Raw genomic sequence first — 17,486 nt, 5'->3', positions numbered from 1 at the left:
GGCCACATTGATCGTTATGCTCTCATTAGCTCCCGAGCTGCCGGCGATACGCTGTCCGCGTTCACCACAAGGCTCGAATCGAGGCTGCCCGCGAAGAAATCGAGAATGTTCTGAACAGCCGACACCGACATGCGGATCGCGCTCTCCTGTGTCAGACCCGCCGAGTGAGGGCTGAGGATCACACGGTCATTTTTGAAGAGCCGGTGATTATGTGGGGGCGGCTCGGCACTGAAGACGTCAAGCCCGGCCCCCGCGAGACGACCCGCTTCAATCGCGGCGGCGAGTGCTTCTTCGTCGATGAGCCCGCCCCGAGCCGTGTTCACCACGACGGCGGTGGACTTCAGCTTCGCAAGTTCCTGTGCTCCTAGTAAGGCGCGCCCCTCCGACAGCGGAATGTGCACCGAGATCACATCGGCCTGTGCGAGGGCGGCATCCATTTCGGGAGCAGGAACGGCGCCCGCGCCTCTGATCGTAGACTCGTCCACAAAGGGGTCGTGGACGATGATCTGCATGCCAAAGGCTTCGGCAAGTTTTGCAACCGAGCGCCCGATGCGCCCGAACCCAAGCAGAAGGAGGGTCTTCCCAGCCAATTCCGAGGCGTCGAAGCTGTTGCGGTAGTTCCATTCGGAGAGGCGGGTTTTCGCGTCGTACGTAAGTGTTCGCTTTGCAAGGGACAGAATGAGCATCATCGTATGCTCAGCCACTGATCGCGAGTTGACGTCCCCGACAACAGCCAGTGGGATCCCACGCTCGTTCAACGCTGCTATGTCGACGGCGTCATAGCCGACGCCATGTCGGGAGACGATCTTCAATCGGGGCGCTGCGCTAATGACGGAGGCAGGCATCGGTTGTGTCCGGATGAGCACTGCATCGGCGCGCTCCACGAACGGTGCATAAGATTCCGTCGACACCTCCTCGACAAGGTTGAATGTCAGGCCTGGAGTTGCGCGCAGGAGAGCGAGCCCGGCATCATGAATGCGGCCGGCGACGAGTACATGGGGCATCTCAGTATCCTTCTGTGGCTGAGGCCGGAAGCGGTGATACCTGTTCGTCGATTAGTTTCCGCGCCATCGCCACGCTAGCTTGCGCTGCGCCTGCTAGCAGGCGCACGTCGTTCGATATCGTGACGAGATCGAAGCCCCAGCCAATCGCTTTAGCGGCGTATGCCGGCGTTCCGTTATGCAGACATGCGCGTATACCAGCCCTGTGCGCTTCTTGGAGGATCGTCTGAATGACTTCCACGACCTCAGGTTCCTCCCGATCAAATCCCGTCGGGTAACGTCGGCCCGTAAGCCCCAGGGTCAAATCGGCAGGACCGATGTACACACCGTCAAGCCCAGGGGTTGAAGTGATGGCCTCGAGATTGGCAACTGCCTCTGCGGTTTCGATCATGGCGAAACAGAGAACCTCCCTGTCCGCGTGCTGTCCGTAGTCCGATCCTGCCGAGAAGTTCGCCCGTGTCGGCCCGAAGCTCCTGACCCCGTTGGGAGGATAGCGGACGCAGGAGACGAGGCGCTCCGCCTCCTCCCGGGTATTGATCATCGGGCAAATCACACCGTAGGCACCAGCGTCTAGGGATTTCATAATCGCGGCTGGGTCTAACCAGGGAACCCGGACGAGAGGCGTTACGGCGCTGGCGCGCATAGCCTGGAGCATGGTGGTCGCGACCTCGTAGCCCACCAGACCATGCTGAAGGTCGATGGTGATTGAGTCGTAGCCCTGCTCGGCCATGATCTCGGCCGTAAATGGGCAGGCGATGGACAGCCATCCGTTAATGACCGGCTTGCCGGCGTTCCACTTCTCACGAATTGCGTTCGGTAACATGGTGGCTCTTGCCTCTAGACCGTGACTTGGGACAGCTTGACGTTGAGGAAGTCGAAAATCCCCTCAGAGCCCCCTTCACGACCCATTCCGCTCAGCTTGATTCCGCCGAACGGCGCTTCCGCCGCAGCGAGGGCGAAGCTATTCACCCCGACCATGCCGGATTCAATCCGAGATACGGCCTCCCGGATGCGGGTCGGGTCCCGGGTGAAAACATATGCGGACAAGCCAAAGTCTCCAGCATTGGCGCGCTGGAAGACCTCATCGCTTTCCGCGAAGGATGTGATGGCTGCGATGGGCCCGAAATTCTCCTCGGCGAGCGCCATGGCATGATCAGGCAAGCCGGAAATCACGGTCGGCTCGTAGAAAAACCCCTTGTTCTGGCCTTGTGGGCGCTGGCCGCCGGCCTCGATGCGGCCGCCGTGCTTCTCTGCGTCCGCAATAACAGCCTCGATGGCATCGATGCGGCGCTGGTTGATCAGCGGTCCCATCTGCGTGGCCTCGTCAAGGCCATGCCCGAGCTTGAGGGAACCCGCCCGTTTCGCGAAGCCAGAGACGAAGTCATCGTGCAGCGACTCGTGCACGTAGAAGCGATCCGGCGCGACACAAACCTGGCCGGCATTGGCGAACTTCGTAGGAACGGCGAGATCGAGCACGGCATCGACGTTGGCATCATCGAACACGATCATCGGCGCATTGCCGCCAAGTTCCATGCTGACCCGCTTCATTGTCGCGGCAGCATCCCTGACCATCTGCTGCCCAACCGCGGTAGATCCAGTGAGCGTAATCTTGCGAACCACTGGCGATGCTACGAGCCGCGCGTAGGTTGTTGAGGTGGGGCCGACGACCAAATTCACCACGCCGTTGGGGATACCCGCCTGCCTGAGGCAGTCCACCATAATCATGGCGGCACCGGGAACCTCGCTGGATGGTCGCACGATCACCGAACATCCCGCCGCCAGGGCTGGCGCCACCTTGCGGGCGATCAGCACCGCCGGGAAGTTCCAGGCTGTGAAGGCCGCGACAACGCCGACCGGCTCATGCAGGACTTCGATGCGTCCGCCTGGAGCACGGCTTTCAACGATCCGGCCGTAGATGCGGCGCGCCTCTTCCGCATACCAACGGAACTGATCAACCGAGAGCGCCCATTCGCGCTTTGCCTGCGCCAGTGGCTTTCCCGCTTCAAGGGTAATCTGGCGGGCGGCTTCGTCTGTTCGTCCCAGCATGCGGTCTGCAGCGGCGTGAAGAAGATCTGCCCGCGTCCAAGCCGGGGTTTCTCGCCAGCGCTTCAAAGCCTGCTCGGCAGCAAGGATAGCGTCATCAACTTCACTTTCCGCTGCCGCCGGCACTGCTCCTAAAATCTCGCCGGTCGCAGGGTCAAGGACATCCAGATCCCCCTGCCCTCCTCGGGAGCGCCACTCGCCGTCAATGAACAGGCCGAAATTCTCGTACATCGGAGAGGATCCCTTGCTTCGGTGTGACGTTTCCTGCAACATTCGTTGCAAATTCTGAAAGGGAGAAGTCAGGCTTGAGCGCGCAACATTCTTGCAAGATCGTCTATCTGAGCTCGCGGGCGGGCCAACAGATCACGATGCGGGGGTGCTGCGCCTGAGCAACCGGTTGCTGGCGGCTCAACAAAGTCCTCTCCCTTACGTCCTTATGCAGAGCGCGTTCATCGGCGCCTTGTTGCAACTTTAATTGCTGATGTATATCTTGCGCAACGAATATTCTATGTCAAGTATCTGGTGCAAAGTTCGTTGACGACTGAGCGTCGCATTATGAGGAGAGCTATATTGGCGAATGGCCAATAACCCCGGCGACGCCGCAGCTGCGGCGCAACGCAGTCTGACAAACAGGCTAGGCCTAGAGCCGATGGCCACTACGCAAAGAAGAAAGGCGGAGCCGCAATGCCAGCGAAGGACAAACGGCCTACGAGCCCGACCCCGAAGAACTATGAGGGGATTGTCAATCTCATTACACGTGAATACCCGCACCTGTCGGCTGGGTTCCAGCAGATCGCCCGGTTCTTTACCCAAAATCCGAACATTATTGCACTTGAGTCGATCAACTCCATTGCGGCCCAATGCGGGACCCACCCCTCGAGCCTCGTTCGCTTTGCCCAGAACTTCGGGTATTCAGGCTTCAAGCAGCTTCAGGCAGTGTTCCAGACACGCCTTGCGACCGCCGCTCCGGGATTTCGCGAGCGCCTGAGCGCGCTGGAAGGCGAACTGTCCCGCAACGAAGAACGCGGCAACCTCGGGCATTTGCGGCAACTGGTTGTCCGCGATATCGCAGCCCTCCAGGACCTTCTCGAAGGGGTTGCAGAACAGGATCTGGAAGCCACGGCTCGGCTGCTGGTGAAGGCGGAAACGATCTATATTGCTGGTCAACTCCGGTCGGAGCCAATCGCATCTTTCCTTCGCTACGTTTTGACGATGCTGGGTCGACGGGTTGTGCTTCTTGATCCGGCAGGCGGCTTGGCGCAGGAAATGGCCGCGACAATGACGAGTCGCGATGTTTTGGTCGCCATCGCGTTTCGGCATTACGCAAAAGAGGTTATTGCCATTGCCGACGTGGCAGTCAGCACCTCAGCACCGATTATCGCGATCACAGACAGCCAACTGTCGCCTCTCGCAAAAGATGCCAGGGTCTTATTCACGGTCCCCGAGGATGAGTACACCTTCTCCCGATCGCTTGCGGCTCCCATGTGCCTCGTTCAGTGCATTGCCGTTGCCACAGCAGCGCTTCTGCAGCCTGGTCGCGACGTGACCCCCCGGATCCCAACGGTGACCGAGATCGCCCGAGACAGAACCGGCGATTCAAAGCGTCGCAGCAAGGCCTCCGCGAAGTTGTGACGATCGGACGAACTCTTTTTCGCAATTTATCTTGCGAATTATAGGAGTCTGCAATAATCTTTACGAAAGGCAGATGCGCTATCGGCGACAGCGCGTCGTGACCGGGAGGAGATCGCATGTCGACTATTTGCTGCACCATGGCTCAGGCTTTGGTTCGTTACCTCTGCAACCAATTCACTATCGTCGATGGCGAACAGGTTTCATTGTTTCCGGGTGTGTTTGCAATCTTCGGGCATGGCAACGTGACTTGCATTTCCGAGGCGTTAGAAGGCGTCCAGGACATCTTGCCGACGTGGCGCGGACAGAATGAGCAATCAATGGCACTTGCCGCCATCGGCTTTGCCAAAGCGAAGCGTCGACGCCAGATCATGGTGGCCGCCACTTCAATCGGTCCGGGTGCCCTTAACATGGTGACTGCCGCGGGTGTTGCTCATACGAACCGGCTCCCGGTCCTGCTTCTCGCCGGCGACACTTTCGTCAGCCGCCGCCCCGATCCCGTCATGCAGCAGGTTGAGCATTTCGGCGATCCGACGATCAACGTCAATGATGCGTTCAAGGCAGTCACGCGGTATTGGGATCGGATTGTTCATCCCGAGCAACTCATCTCGTCCTTACCTCAAGCTGTGGCGACGCTGCTTGATCCAGCGGATTGCGGGCCGGCGTTCATCGGGCTGCCGCAGGACGTGCAGGAGATTGCCTGGGATTATCCGACTGCGTTCTTTGAGCCGACCATCCACACAATCCCACGCCCGCGGGCGGACCGCGACAAGCTCATCGAGGCCGTCCGTCTACTTAAGTCAGCCAAGCGCCCCTTGATCATTTCCGGCGGCGGTGTGCGCTATTCCGGCGCCGAGGACGTTCTCGGACGGTTCGCGGAGAAGCATGGCATTCCACTGGCGGAGACGATTGCCGGCAAGGGCGCTGTCACGCACGACCACCCGGCTCATGTTGGGCCAATAGGCATTGTCGGGTCCACGTCGGCAAACGCCTTGGCTGCGGAGGCTGACGTGATCCTTGCTGTGGGAACACGGCTCATGGATTTTACCACGGGGTCCTGGACCTGCTTCTCGCCCGACGCCCGATTTATCTCCATCAACGCGGCCCGTTATGATGCGACCAAACACCGTGCTCTTGCAGTTGTTGCGGATGCGCGGGAAACGATCGAGGAACTTGCGGAAGCCGTGCAGGGCTGGAAGGCTGATACGGCCTGGTCAGAGCGGGGCCGCGTCGAGTTCGCAAAATGGAACTCGATGCTCGACGGCTTCCAGCGTCCGACAAATGATCCAATTCCGACCTACGCCCAGGTTGTCGGCATCGTTAATTCCAAGGCAGGCGAGCGGGATCTCCTCATCGCCGCTGCGGGTGGGCTTCCCGGCGAGGTGATGAAGAACTGGCGCGTCAAGGAGCCCAATACCTTCGACTGTGAGTTTGGCTTCTCGTGTATGGGATACGAGATAGCCGCCGGATGGGGCGCCGCCATGGCGGATCCAACCCGTACGCCGATCGTCATGATCGGTGACGGCACCTACATGATGATGAACTCTGATATCTATTCGTCAGTCTTGGCTGGTCACAAGATGATTATCATCGTGTGTGACAATGGCGGCTACGCGGTCATCAACCGCTTGCAGAACGCCAAAGGCGGCGCCTCGTTCAATAACCTGATCCGAGATTGTCGCGTGAAGGAGCCCTTCTCGGTCGACTTCGCAAAGCACGCGGAAGCGATGGGAGCGTTGACCCGACACGTCGAGAGTTTGGCGGATCTCGGCCAAGCTTTGGATTGGGCTAAAACGACCGACAGGACGACCGTCATCACCATTGTCTCAGACGCCTTCACCTGGACCCCTGGTGACGCGTGGTGGGATGTCGGTGTGCCGCAGGTCAGCGGACGAGACGAAGTAATCGAGGCATCCAAGGCACAGTTGGACGGTCGCAAACGCCAGCGTGTCGGTGTCTGACCCTGCATCGAGGCCAAAATTTGACTGCAGCTTCCCGGAGACAATGATGAGAGCGAAGTTGGGAATTGCGCCCATTGCGTGGTCCAATGATGACCTGCCGGAGCTAGGTGGGGACACAAGCCTGCAGACCTGTTTGAGGGAGAGCCGGGAGGCTGGCTTCTCAGGTGTGGAGACCGGGGGGAAATTCCCGAAGACCGCCGCCGAGTTGGCTCCTGAACTTGAGACCTTCGGCCTGGAGCTCGCATCCGGTTGGTATTCCGGAACCGTTCTCGACGCATCCGATGACCTTGCCGAGGAAAAAGACAAAGTAGCCCCGCAGCTTGAGCTGTTCCGCACCCTCGGCGCTACGTGCCTGGCCTACGGTGAGACGGCCGGAACCATTCAAAACAAGCGCAATGCTCCATTGGCCACCCGGCGCCGGCTCTCTGAAGACGAGATCAAAGTCTATGGACGACGTTTGACGCGCTTTGCCGAGCATTGCGCCGACGCCGGAGTCCCGCTTGGCTTCCACCATCACATGGCAACTGTGATCGAGACCGAGCAGGACCTTGATCTGCTGATGAAGTACACCGGTGAAGCCGTGAGCTTGCTGTTCGACGCGGGACACATGCGCTTTGCCGGAGGCGACGTTCTAAGCGTGGTCGAGAAGCATGGAAGCCGGATCATCCACGTTCACACAAAAGACGTTCGCGGACCTGTCATCGAGAGCCTCGACCGAAGCCGTCAGTCCTTCTTGGACGCGGTGCTTGAGGGGGCCTTTACTGTTCCAGGTGATGGGACGATCGACTTCACGGCCGTAATCCAGCGCCTCGCCGATGTGGGTTATGAAGGCTGGTTCGTCGTCGAGGCGGAGCAGGATCCTGCCAAAGCCCCGCCCGCTGAGTACGCCAGGATCGGCTACCGCGCCCTGACCGCGGCTCTTACCAAAGCCGGTTACCGCATCGACGGAGTATCAGCATGGCACAGATGAAGGGGAAGGTCGCTGTTGTAACCGGCGGAACGCAAGGCCTTGGAGCCTCCATTGCTGAATTGTTCGCGAAACGCGGGGCATCGGGCATCGTCATCTGCGGCCGGTCGCGTGAGAAGGGAGAAGCGAAGGCGCGCGCCATTCAGCAAGAAACCGATGCCCGCGTCGTGTTCGTGTCCGCTGATTTGAGCAGGGTTGATGATTCCCGGGCGGTCATCGCCAAAGCGGATGCCGAGTTCGGACGCATTGACGCACTTGTCAATGCTGCGGCTATCACGGACCGCGGCACGATCATCGATACGTCACCGGATCTCTTCGACACCATGTTTGCGGTCAACGTCCGAGCTCCCTTCTTTCTGATGCAGGACACGATCAAACTCATGCGTCGGGATCACGTCGAGGGCACGATCGTGAATATCTGCTCGATGTCGGCAAAGGCCGGGCAGCCCTTCATCGCGGCGTACTGCGCATCTAAAGGGGCACTTGCGACCCTCACCGAGAACACAGCCTATGCCCTTCTCATGAACCGCATCCGCGTCAATGCCCTCAACATTGGCTGGATGGCCAGCGAGGGCGAGGATCGCACTCAGAAGCAGTATCATGGCGCCAATCCACACTGGCTTGCCGAGGCAGCCGCGCAGCAGCCCTTTGGACGACTGATCGACCCAAAGGAGGTGGCTCGTGCTGTGGCGTTTCTGTCAAGTGACGAGTCAGGCCTGATGACCGGTTCCGTGATCAATTACGATCAATCGATCTGGGGGGCCTATGATGCGGCCCCGAGACCAGCCGCCCCTCTCTGACAACTCTGTGGTCCTCCCGCCTGCCCTGCCGGAATTCTCCCATCTGGCAGGGCCCTTTTTTTGCTTGGAGTATCTGTTCGGTGGGACTGAATCCACGAGTCGGTAGCGCGTTTGCAAGAACCTCATGTGTCGTTTGGTGCTCCTCGAAGCGCTAAGGAAATGTCACGGGTGACGTCTCGGAACTACAACCGACGGGAATGATGCTGAGGCGCTTTGCTATCCCGGTGACGGGATCTTCAAACTCGGATGAAGCTATCGCTACGCATTTCCATTCGTCTGAAAGAGTGCTCAAAGGCTCAGAGAACCCAGATGGACAGTCCAGTGCCGCCCTCAGATGCGCCAGACGTTATCCGATCGTCCACGTCTATGGCTCTAGGACACAGTTCTCCATTGGCGCTCACGCGATGACTTAACTGCCGTGTCGACGATTTTCTGAATCTCATAAGCTTCACGGAAGTCAGGTCCACGATGCTCACCGCCATCGATGGCTGTCAAAAAATCCGCAACTTCGATTGTCTTAAGATCATTGAAGCCGAGCTGGTGGCCGGGCGCGACGCAAAATAGGCCGTAGGGATGATGTTGAGGACCTGCTTCGATCTTCAGGAAGCCCCCGTGACGACGGTCTCGGCCGACTTGGTAGAAGTGCAGCTCATTCAAGCGTTCTTGATTAAAGACCAGCGTACCCTTTGTACCGTTGATTTCGAATCCGAGCTGCATCTTACGGCCAGTCGCGACCCAATTCGCTTCAATCATCCCACGGCAGCCTCGCGCAAAGCTGACCGTTAGGCGGGCAATATCGTCGACCTCGACCGTGCGTCGCTCGCCGGCTCCGGGAGCAATGGGCCGGCTCTTAACAACGGTTTCGAGATCGGCGATGACCTCGTCAATGGGACCGAGGAGAAAACGCGCCATGCCAATAATGTGACTGCCGATATCAGCGATGGCGCCTGCACCTCCCGTTGGATCAACACGCCAACTGTAAGGCTCATCCGGGTTGGCCATATAGTCTTCCGCATGGATGCCGCGGAAGCCGGTGATTTCTCCGAGTTCACCGCTCGTAATCATTTCACGGGCGAGGCCGAGCAGAGGATTCTTGATGTAGTTGTAGCCAACCTGGGTGACCACACCGGCTGCTTCGGCGGCCTCCATCATGTCACGGGCCTCGGCCGTGGACGGGGCAAGCGGCTTTTCACAATGAACGTGCTTTCCAGCAGCGATTGCGGCCAAGGCCATCTCACGATGAAAAATGTTGGGTGTCGTAATTGAAACGATGCCAATCGCCGGATCAGCGACAAGATCCTGCCAATTGTCCGTATAGCGCCGGAAACCCAGCTGAGTGGCCGCACGCTCAGCAGCGGCCCTGTTGACATCCGCGACGATCTCGAGCTCAGGCCTCGTCCCCGGAAGGATGCCTGACACGGCCCGGTAGGCAAAGGCATGCGCCTTGCCCATGAAGCCAGTTCCAATGACTCCGATGCCAATCTGGCGCATATACTTCGTCTCCGTTCAGCCTAGATTTCAGGACCACACACAGAAAGAACCCCAATAGATTCAGGATTGAGGGAGGCCGCCAGAGTTGCTCATTGTGATAGCGGCAGTGCCGCATGTGGCACCCGCCGCCTCGCCCCAATCCGTCCCCTCCTCCTTTCGCCAGTTTGCTACGCACCTTCCTTGAAGGAATTACAATGAAAATTGCAGAACGTCAATAACTGCACAATTTATTGCGTCATCTAGTTTGCGGTTGAAGGACTACGCCTTGGGGCTTGACTCGACCAAGCGAGGACGAGGAGAGACATCACAAACATTTCAGCACGAGCAATCTGCTCAGACGGCGCTGCGATCCTGACATACGATTTCATGTCGAACGAATTGACGTTCGCTGGCCGAGCACGAGGGCTGCGGCCCCGGCGATGAGAAGCAGCGGGACCAGCGCGAAGGCGCCTCTGATGCCAGCCTGGTCGGCGAGCCCTCCGAGCATCAGCGGTGCTGCGATGAGAGCGACGCCCGTCGCCAAGGAGGAGCGCGCCGTCGCCAAACTCGTAGCCGAGCCGGCCTGGCCGATTGCAAGGGCCAGACTGACCGGGAAAAGGTTGGCCACACCGAGCGCGGTGACCAGGAGCCCGACCACAGCCGCTCCAACGTGCGTCGCCGACCAGAACAGAAGGAACCCTAGGAATGCGATGGCAAGGGATGGCAGCACCACCTGTTCATCGCTGAACCGGGTCAGCGCGAATGCGCCGATCAACCGGCCCGCAATGATGCCAACGGGAAAGGCCATGACCGCGACCGCAGCCCTCTCGCGCGACAATCCGAACACGCTCTCCAGGTAGCTCGGGCTCCATACGACAAGGCAGAATTCGGTGGCGACGCTGAGCGTGATCAACATCCAGAACGCCCAAAAAGCCTTCGGCAGCCGGCTCCGGTCCACAGCCGCCGCGGCCTTGCCGACCGGGAACGGAACCGCCCAGATTGCCGAGACTGTGATGATGAGCACGGCCCAAGCGGGGACGAAAATTGTCCGCCAAGTCGCAATGCTGACAACGCACCATACCGTGAGTGGGGCGGCGAGCGCGCCGATGTAGGACAGGATGTTGGCCTCAGTGAAAGCCATGCTGCGCGCCTCGCCGTGCCGCTCGGCCAGAACGGCCGGCACGACGATCAGGATCAGCGTGCCGATGAGCCCCATCATGGCAGAACCGCCGATGCTCACGGCCGCCGATGGCGCACGGGCGATCAGCAGGGTCCCAATGCCAATTCCTACGAGAGCTAACTGGGCTGCTCGCTTGCGGCCGAACCGCTCAACCACCACTTCGCCCAAGAGGCCGGACAAGATCACGCCCGCCGCAAACGCGCTGGTATGGAGTGCTCCGGCCGCGTAACTCAGGTCCAGCTCGGCCCGCACGTGCGGGAGCAGCGGCCCGATCAGCGCCAGGAAGAACGTGTAGACCGTGAGCAGCCCGTAGGCGGCCCATGTTGTTTCGTCGCGAACGATGAAGCGACCGTGTGTGACGGTATTGGTGCGCATGACTGGATCCTGCCACGTAGCCGGGCGAACTTCATCCTGGAATCGAACCCGCAGGCCCAGCGTCGTGGCTCCGCTGCGAACGCAGCTCGGCGATTGCTTCGACCATCACAACGCCGCTGCGGTAGAAATTGCGCAGCAGCATGTCGAGTTGGCTTCGGTGAACTCGGCCCGGGAGGCGGCGCTTTGAGCGTTGCGAACACGACCCATCGCGGCATTCGCGTCGTTCGGTCGGAGGGCAGCTATGGGTCAAAGTGTAACCCTAATGGACCCCAGCAAGGTCTGTTCACCGCGCGGATGAGAACCTTTGCTCTCGCCTGACCGTGCCGGATCTGGCGTTTGTCTCTTGCCCCCATAGGTCGTCCGAAACCCTGCATAGCACCACCTGTTAGGCGCTGTCGCCACTGCCGGAGATCAGTCCATTTCTCAGGGTCGGGAACCGGCGAGAACAACGGATGGCGCTCTTGAGAGTGGTCGTTGCCCCAATACCTATCATAGTGGAGCCGCTATTGCTCTCCGGCTCAGATGAGGCGTGCCGTGACCCGCATCACCGATCTCCGAACATTTGACCTGCGCTTCCCCACCTCCGAGCATCTCGATGGCTCGGATGCGATGAACCCGGATCCGGACTATTCCGCCGCCTACGTGGTGCTCGCGACTGACAATCCAGATCTGGCAGGCCATGGCCTTACCTTCACGATCGGGCGCGGCAACGACATCTGCTGTGCCACCATCGCGGCGATGCGCCACCTCATGGTCGGGCTCGATCTCGACTGGATCAAGGAGGACCCCGGCCGGTTCTGGCGCCACCTGACCGGAGACAGTCAGCTGCGCTGGATCGGACCTGACAAGGGCGCCATCCACCTCGCCACGGGCGCGGTCGTCAATGCCGTCTGGGACCTCTGGGCCAAGGAAGCTGGCAAGCCGGTCTGGGAGCTGGTTGCGGACATGAGCCCTGAGGAACTCGTCCGCATCATCGACTTCCGCTACCTGACCGATGCGATCACGCCCGAGGAAGCGCTGGAGATCTTCCGCCGGGCAGAGGCCGGCAAGGCTGAGCGGAAGGTGATCCTGCAACGGGAGGGCTATGCCTGCTATACCACCTCGGCCGGCTGGCTTGGCTACAGTGACGAGAAGCTCTCCCGCCTTGCGTCTGAGGCGGTCGAAGCCGGGTTCCGGCACATCAAGATGAAGGTGGGCCGCGATCTCGAGGACGACATTCGCCGCCTGCGCATCTGCCGGGAGGTAATCGGCTCCAATGTGAAGATGATGATCGACGCCAACCAGGTGTGGGAGGTCGATCAGGCCATCGCCTGGCTCAGGCAGTTGCAGTTCGCCCAGCCCTACTTCATCGAAGAGCCGACCAGTCCCGACGACGTCGAGGGCCATCGGAAGATCCGTGAGGCCGTTGCGCCAATGAAGGTTGCGACTGGTGAGATGTGCCAGAACCGCATCCTGTTCAAGCAGTTCATCACGCGGGGCGCCATTGACATCGTGCAGATCGATGCCTGCCGACTCGGTGGCGTGAACGAAGTACTGGCCGTGCTGGTGATGGCGGCCAAGTTCGGCCTGCCCGTCTGGCCGCATGCGGGCGGTGTGGGCCTGTGCGAGTATGTCCAGCATCTGGCGATGATCGATTATCTCTGCGTGTCAGGAACCAAGGACGACCGGGTGGTTGAGTACGTGGACCACCTGCACGAGCATTTCGTCGATCCCTGCGTGATCCGGAATGCGGCTTACATTCCGCCTCACCGTCCGGGCTTTTCCATCGAGATGAAGGAGGCCTCAATCCGGCAGCATCTCTTCCCCAGGCCTTCCGCAATCTAGCAAACCGCCCGGTCAGTCGAGCTGGCTTCCCATCCGCGCTCAATCGGATTTGGAAGATCGTCACGGCTCCTGCGGCTGGAGCGAGATCCCGGCCGGCACCTTCAACTCGCCCTCCTCTCCATCAAGGTCAATGAAGCGGCTGTCCCTCGGAATAAGGAGCCCCGCCCCGATCTTTGGCAGTTTTGAAAGAGCGCTGCATGTCACGGCTGATCGTCCCGCCAGCGAGGCTTCGGTTCCGGCGAGCCGCATTGTTGTCTGGCCAAGTCCTGTGAGGCTACCTTCGATCCGAATACTCTGATCTGGGAAAGCCCATGTGAAACGCCGGCCCGTCTGGTCCCACCTCCCGGGCCACTCGCCCGACTTTGTCCAAGAGGCCTCGAAGATGTAGGGGCTCACCTCATCATTCTGAAACTCCCCTCCCCGACGCCGCCCGGGTAGAAGGTGATGACGAACTGCGACTGATCAGTTGCGCGGGTGCAGTGCCAGAGGGAGCCCGCCAGGGTCGTGCCGTCAGCAAAGGCTGTGGGAGACACCAAGGCAAGTCCGATTGCGGCGAGCAGGAAGCCTATCATGGTGCTGACTCCGATGATCAAGGTGTCGGAGCAGCACGGTAGTCCGCAGGTCCTAACCAAACCTCACGCCGCGATTACTGGATCCACACATCCCACACGAGGCGATCAGGGCGTGCCATCGCGGCACGGCTCCTGACTCATCAGCAAGGACAGATGCCGAAGCAGCAGCGTAGCCCACAAAGCCACATGCCCTCCAGAGCCGCTCTGACGCCGAGAGAGGGCGGTGGGTGCCGCCTCCAGCGGGCGGCCGCCATGGAGGTGGCATTCGCCCCCTTGGCGGGACGCTAACGTGGCATGGCGGGGCGGCTCCCACCGGATGGGCTTGTACGCCTCGTGCGTCAGCTTCGCATCACCCCAGATCGTATCGAGGTCCCTCGCATCGGCGAGAATGATGGCGTCCAGCCGGGCGGCACGGTTGAGGTCCACATTCGCCTTGCCGGTCCGGAGGCGCTCGTCATCCTTCCTGGACAGCTTGGTCACGAACGTCACGACGAGGCCGGACGCACCCTCGACCTCGTACGCGTTGAACAGAGCAAGACCGTCCGGCCTCACATCGATGAGGTGTTCCTTGAACGCGAACCCGTTATTCTGGGCATGAGCCCTGATGTCGGCGAGAGTGGTCTGGCCGTAGACGAAGCCTGGGAAATCAGCCGGCTTGCCGTTGGCGCCGCCACTCCACGTCTTCTCGGCGTAGACGATCCGCTTCGTCTCAGGGTCTACAGCGACGGAGAGCCTGTTGCCGTCGGGCAGCTTCCATCGCCGCTCCTTGTGCGAAGCCACGCTCCTGGAGAGCAGCGGCCTTGCAGCGAGTTTGGATGCGGACGAGATCTCCTCGCCAACCTTGATCCCCGACAGGGATTGCGCCTGGGCAGGGGTGCCGAACAGCACGCCTGCAGCGACCGCGACAATAGCCTTGAGCTCAAGTGGTTGCATGAGGCCCCTGAGGTTTGCTTTTGGCCGGAAAGTAGGGAATGGGCCGCTTGTGCGTCAACTGGTGCGGGCTGCCGGGAGCATCAGTGTGGCAGATGGTGCCGCATTCCTGCAACACGGTCCACCGCTGGGCAGAGGGGCTCCGCCGCCGGTTCGAATGGCTTCTCAACTGGGATCAGCGCAAGATCTGCTTCGGCAAGTGCAACATCCAGAACGCGCCTCTGTTCAAGACGTCCGAAGAGGCCGCAGCCTTGGTGGGACAAACCCTGATGGGCAAGGCCGCGTAAGTCGCAAGAGCCCTTATGAAATCCGGTTGTTCTTAGGTTGTGTTGGCTCGCAGCCCATTCCAAGGCGCCTCACCGGATACGTCGACCTGCTCCACCCCCATGTCGCCGACACAGGGCCCGAGAATGGCAACAACCTTGGCGTCCTCGGCTCCAATATTGAAAGTCGCGTGCACGACCCGGGAAGGCATGAACACGCTGTCTCCTGGGCCGAGAATGCGCTTCTCCTGCTCGATCCAGTGCTCAACCGCGCCGGAGACCACGTAGATGAGTTCTTCTTGGTCGGCATGGTAGTGGAAGCTGTGTCCCTTGCCGGGGAAAAAGGTGCCTTCGAGCACAGTGAACTTGCTGGCGCCCGTGGAAGCTGGATGGCTCAGCCAGCCGAGCCGCACGATCTCCAACTCCTCCCGTCTGACATCATCCTTGAGTATGAACTTGCCGGGCATAGGCCATCTCCGTTGATCCCCAACCCAGGATCAGGATGCGCCGCCGCTGGACCGAAGGGAAGTGGCCGTTGGTGCGTGAGACAAAGGTCCGAGAATTCGAAGAACTGAAATTACGGAACCGTGGCAAACGCGAACTGTGTTGGAACAGCTAGAGTTAGCTCTGGGTCAAGAACTGCCTCTAAGCGAGGCTGTGTGAAGGTCAACTCAGAGCGCAATTGCAGAAATTGCGCTGTCCAGCGCTAGTGAGGCGGGGCTGGCGCGGATTGCTCGAACTTTGTCTACTGTTACCCGTGGCGTTACCCGAATAAAAACAAGGCGCGGGATTGCAGCCAAGTGGAAATCATAAAACCCTTGCCGGTTAAGGGTTTGAGGTGGTGAGCGCGCTGGGACTCGAACCCAGGACCCTCTGATTAAAAGTTAGGCGCTATTTCATCCTCATCTTGGCTCTATGATACGGCGTGTGTCACACATCATTGTGGCACACGCATTTTCGTTGCACACTGTGTCCGGTTCTAAGTGGTCGTTGCTGATCGCGTGCTTACCATGTGATTACCGGAGTGATCATGGCGCCCCCCTGCTCCAGTTCGCATCAAACTCACCAAGCGCACTGTCGATGGCCTAGCGCCTGCCGAGAAGGACAGGGTCATCTTTGATGCGGATCTGCCGGGCTTCGGCGTCAAAATCACACCGTCCGGCCGCAAGGTCTTCCTGGTCCAGTACCGCTACCCTCCAGGACGAAGTGGTCGCATCCGGCGCTACACGATTGGAGCCTATGGCGAGAGCCTGACGCCCGATCAGGCCCGAAGCATCGCCGTTCAGGTGAGGGGAAAGCTCCACCAAGGCATTGACCCAGTTACCCAACGAGAACAGTTCCACGCTGAAGCTGCACAGGCCGCGCAAGAGAAGAAGCGGAAGATGGCGAACTCCGTCGAAGCGATCTCGGCCTCCTTCATCGCACGCCACGCCAAGCCACACCTTCGGAGTTGGCGCGAGTACGAGCGCATGCTCCATGATTATGTTCTACCCAAGTGGGGCTCTCGACCAATCGCCGAGATCCAGCGGTCCGATGTGACGGCCCTTCTCGACGCGATCGAGGCGAAGCGCAGCGCGGCCCTCGCAGACCACGTGCTGGCGGTCATCCGCAAGCTGTTCAACTGGCATGCCGCCCGGGACGAGCGCTTCCAAAGCCCGCTCGTGCGAGGCATGGCCCGTACCAGCATCACCGCCCGGGCCCGTGATCGCGTGCTGAACGACAACGAGATCAGAGCCCTCTGGCACGCCTTGCGGCAAATCCCCTACCCCTTCGGTCCTTTCGCTCAACTCCTGCTGCTGACAGCTCAGCGCCGGGATGAGGGGGCGCACATGCGGTGGAGTGAGATCGATGGCGATCTCTGGATCATTCCCCGCGAGCACTACAAGAACGGCAGGGCCAACACTGTTCCATTGACCGAGGAGGTTCAAGCCATTCTTGCTACCCTCCCGCGCTCGGGCGAGTACGTGTTCACCACCACAGGCCGCACGCCGATCTCCGGCTTCTCAAAGGCCAAGGCAGTCATCGACTGCGCCAGCGGGATCACGGGATGGCGGCTGCATGACCTACGTCGTACCGCACGCTCGCTCATGAGCCGCGCCGGGGTCAGCGGCGAAATTGCGGAACGGGTCCTTGTTCACACGATCCCAGGGGTGGCCGGCGTCTACGACCGCCATGATTACGTGTCAGCAAAGCGCGGTGCCCTTCAGAAGCTCGCGGCCGAGATCACCCGTATCGCTGTTTGAGCTCCACCTCGGGCAAGCCACGCGCATCCTGTGCCCGAGAGCAACCTACACAGATGGTTTCGCCCCAATTCTGCCACACGCCACAGCCGGGCTCGTGACCGATAAGTGCTTCAAATTGCTGAAGCCGCCGTGGCAGGTCGCAACAACCTGTGAGTAATTCGTGGCGAAATGCCACAATAAGTCCTTCATCATTTTTGTGTGAAAGATATTACTATCCATTCCGGTTCA

15 protein-coding genes and 1 pseudogene are annotated in these 17,486 nt (G+C 60.1%); 8 read left to right on the top strand and 8 right to left on the bottom strand.

The window, feature by feature from the left end; all coding sequences use genetic code 11:
• Positions 1–14: 14 nt before the first annotated feature.
• The 3 genes from ACD578_RS06225 to ACD578_RS06215 are packed head-to-tail and all read right to left on the bottom strand — an operon-like array spanning position 15 to position 3,275.
• The gene (locus tag ACD578_RS06225) at positions 15–1,004 is read right to left on the bottom strand and encodes a hydroxyacid dehydrogenase (protein ID WP_404291835.1); all 990 of its coding nucleotides are present in this window, start codon (positions 1,002–1,004) and stop codon (positions 15–17) included.
• A gap of 1 nt (position 1,005) precedes the next feature.
• Positions 1,006–1,824: an HpcH/HpaI aldolase/citrate lyase family protein gene (locus ACD578_RS06220; protein WP_404291833.1), complete on the bottom strand. Its 819-nt coding sequence runs from the start codon at positions 1,822–1,824 to the stop codon at positions 1,006–1,008.
• A 14-nt stretch (positions 1,825–1,838) separates the two neighbouring features.
• Positions 1,839–3,275, bottom strand: coding sequence for an NAD-dependent succinate-semialdehyde dehydrogenase (locus ACD578_RS06215; RefSeq protein ID WP_404291831.1), 1,437 nt, complete (start codon positions 3,273–3,275; stop codon positions 1,839–1,841).
• Positions 3,276–3,728: 453 nt separating this feature from the next.
• On the opposite strand from ACD578_RS06215, the gene ACD578_RS06210 reads away from it, so the two are divergent.
• The 4 genes from ACD578_RS06210 (at position 3,729) to ACD578_RS06195 (ending at position 8,401) form a co-directional block, all read left to right on the top strand.
• Positions 3,729–4,676: a MurR/RpiR family transcriptional regulator gene (locus ACD578_RS06210; protein ID WP_404291829.1), complete on the top strand. Its 948-nt coding sequence runs from the start codon at positions 3,729–3,731 to the stop codon at positions 4,674–4,676.
• Between the two features lie 116 nt (positions 4,677–4,792).
• Positions 4,793–6,634 carry a 3D-(3,5/4)-trihydroxycyclohexane-1,2-dione acylhydrolase (decyclizing) gene (gene iolD / locus ACD578_RS06205; protein WP_404291827.1) on the top strand — a complete coding sequence of 614 codons (1,842 nt, stop codon included), beginning with the start codon at positions 4,793–4,795 and terminating at the stop codon, positions 6,632–6,634.
• Between the two features lie 46 nt (positions 6,635–6,680).
• A complete protein-coding gene (gene iolE, locus ACD578_RS06200; protein WP_404293718.1) occupies positions 6,681–7,604 on the top strand; it encodes a myo-inosose-2 dehydratase in 924 nt (307 codons plus the stop codon).
• Positions 7,592–8,401: an SDR family oxidoreductase gene (locus ACD578_RS06195; RefSeq protein ID WP_404291825.1), complete on the top strand. Its 810-nt coding sequence runs from the start codon at positions 7,592–7,594 to the stop codon at positions 8,399–8,401. Before iolE ends, ACD578_RS06195 begins: the two co-directional genes overlap by 13 nt.
• Before the next feature lie 372 nt (positions 8,402–8,773).
• Here ACD578_RS06195 and ACD578_RS06190 read toward each other — a convergent pair whose 3' ends face one another.
• Together ACD578_RS06190 and ACD578_RS06185 are read right to left on the bottom strand one after the other, a co-directional pair.
• Positions 8,774–9,892: a Gfo/Idh/MocA family protein gene (locus ACD578_RS06190; RefSeq protein WP_404291823.1), complete on the bottom strand. Its 1,119-nt coding sequence runs from the start codon at positions 9,890–9,892 to the stop codon at positions 8,774–8,776.
• 364 nt (positions 9,893–10,256) lie between these two features.
• On the bottom strand, positions 10,257–11,426 hold the full coding sequence (locus tag ACD578_RS06185; protein WP_404291821.1) for an MFS transporter: 1,170 nt from the start codon (positions 11,424–11,426) through the stop codon (positions 10,257–10,259).
• 534 nt (positions 11,427–11,960) lie between these two features.
• Between ACD578_RS06185 and ACD578_RS06180 the strand changes: the two genes are divergently transcribed.
• Positions 11,961–13,250 carry an L-fuconate dehydratase gene (locus ACD578_RS06180; RefSeq protein ID WP_404291819.1) on the top strand — a complete coding sequence of 430 codons (1,290 nt, stop codon included), beginning with the start codon at positions 11,961–11,963 and terminating at the stop codon, positions 13,248–13,250.
• A 392-nt stretch (positions 13,251–13,642) separates the two neighbouring features.
• Here ACD578_RS06180 and ACD578_RS06175 read toward each other — a convergent pair whose 3' ends face one another.
• Both ACD578_RS06175 and ACD578_RS06170 read right to left on the bottom strand, forming a co-directional pair.
• Positions 13,643–13,822, bottom strand: coding sequence for a hypothetical protein (locus ACD578_RS06175; RefSeq protein ID WP_404291817.1), 180 nt, complete (start codon positions 13,820–13,822; stop codon positions 13,643–13,645).
• 105 nt (positions 13,823–13,927) lie between these two features.
• Complete coding sequence (locus ACD578_RS06170) at positions 13,928–14,755, bottom strand: hypothetical protein (RefSeq protein WP_404291815.1); 828 nt, start codon at positions 14,753–14,755, stop codon at positions 13,928–13,930.
• Between the two features lie 38 nt (positions 14,756–14,793).
• On the opposite strand from ACD578_RS06170, the gene ACD578_RS06165 reads away from it, so the two are divergent.
• Positions 14,794–15,039, top strand: a complete 246-nt coding sequence (locus tag ACD578_RS06165; protein ID WP_404291813.1) for a hypothetical protein — start codon at positions 14,794–14,796, stop codon at positions 15,037–15,039.
• Between the two features lie 32 nt (positions 15,040–15,071).
• On the opposite strand, the gene ACD578_RS06160 is transcribed toward ACD578_RS06165, so the two are convergent.
• Complete coding sequence (locus ACD578_RS06160) at positions 15,072–15,482, bottom strand: cupin domain-containing protein (RefSeq protein WP_404291811.1); 411 nt, start codon at positions 15,480–15,482, stop codon at positions 15,072–15,074.
• A gap of 588 nt (positions 15,483–16,070) precedes the next feature.
• On the opposite strand from ACD578_RS06160, the pseudogene ACD578_RS06155 reads away from it, so the two are divergent.
• Positions 16,071–16,289 (top strand): annotated as a pseudogene (locus ACD578_RS06155) (Arm DNA-binding domain-containing protein); the annotation flags it as partial.
• Positions 16,290–16,397: 108 nt separating this feature from the next.
• Positions 16,398–17,258, top strand: coding sequence for a tyrosine-type recombinase/integrase (locus ACD578_RS06150; protein WP_404291809.1), 861 nt, complete (start codon positions 16,398–16,400; stop codon positions 17,256–17,258).
• Positions 17,259–17,486 lie beyond the last annotated feature (228 nt).

The organism is Microvirga sp. RSM25 (assembly GCF_044784385.1).
GTDB lineage: Bacteria > Pseudomonadota > Alphaproteobacteria > Rhizobiales > Beijerinckiaceae > Microvirga > Microvirga tunisiensis.
The sequence above is the reverse complement of the archived record's forward strand: the minus strand, read 5'-3'. Positions and strand labels throughout refer to the sequence as shown.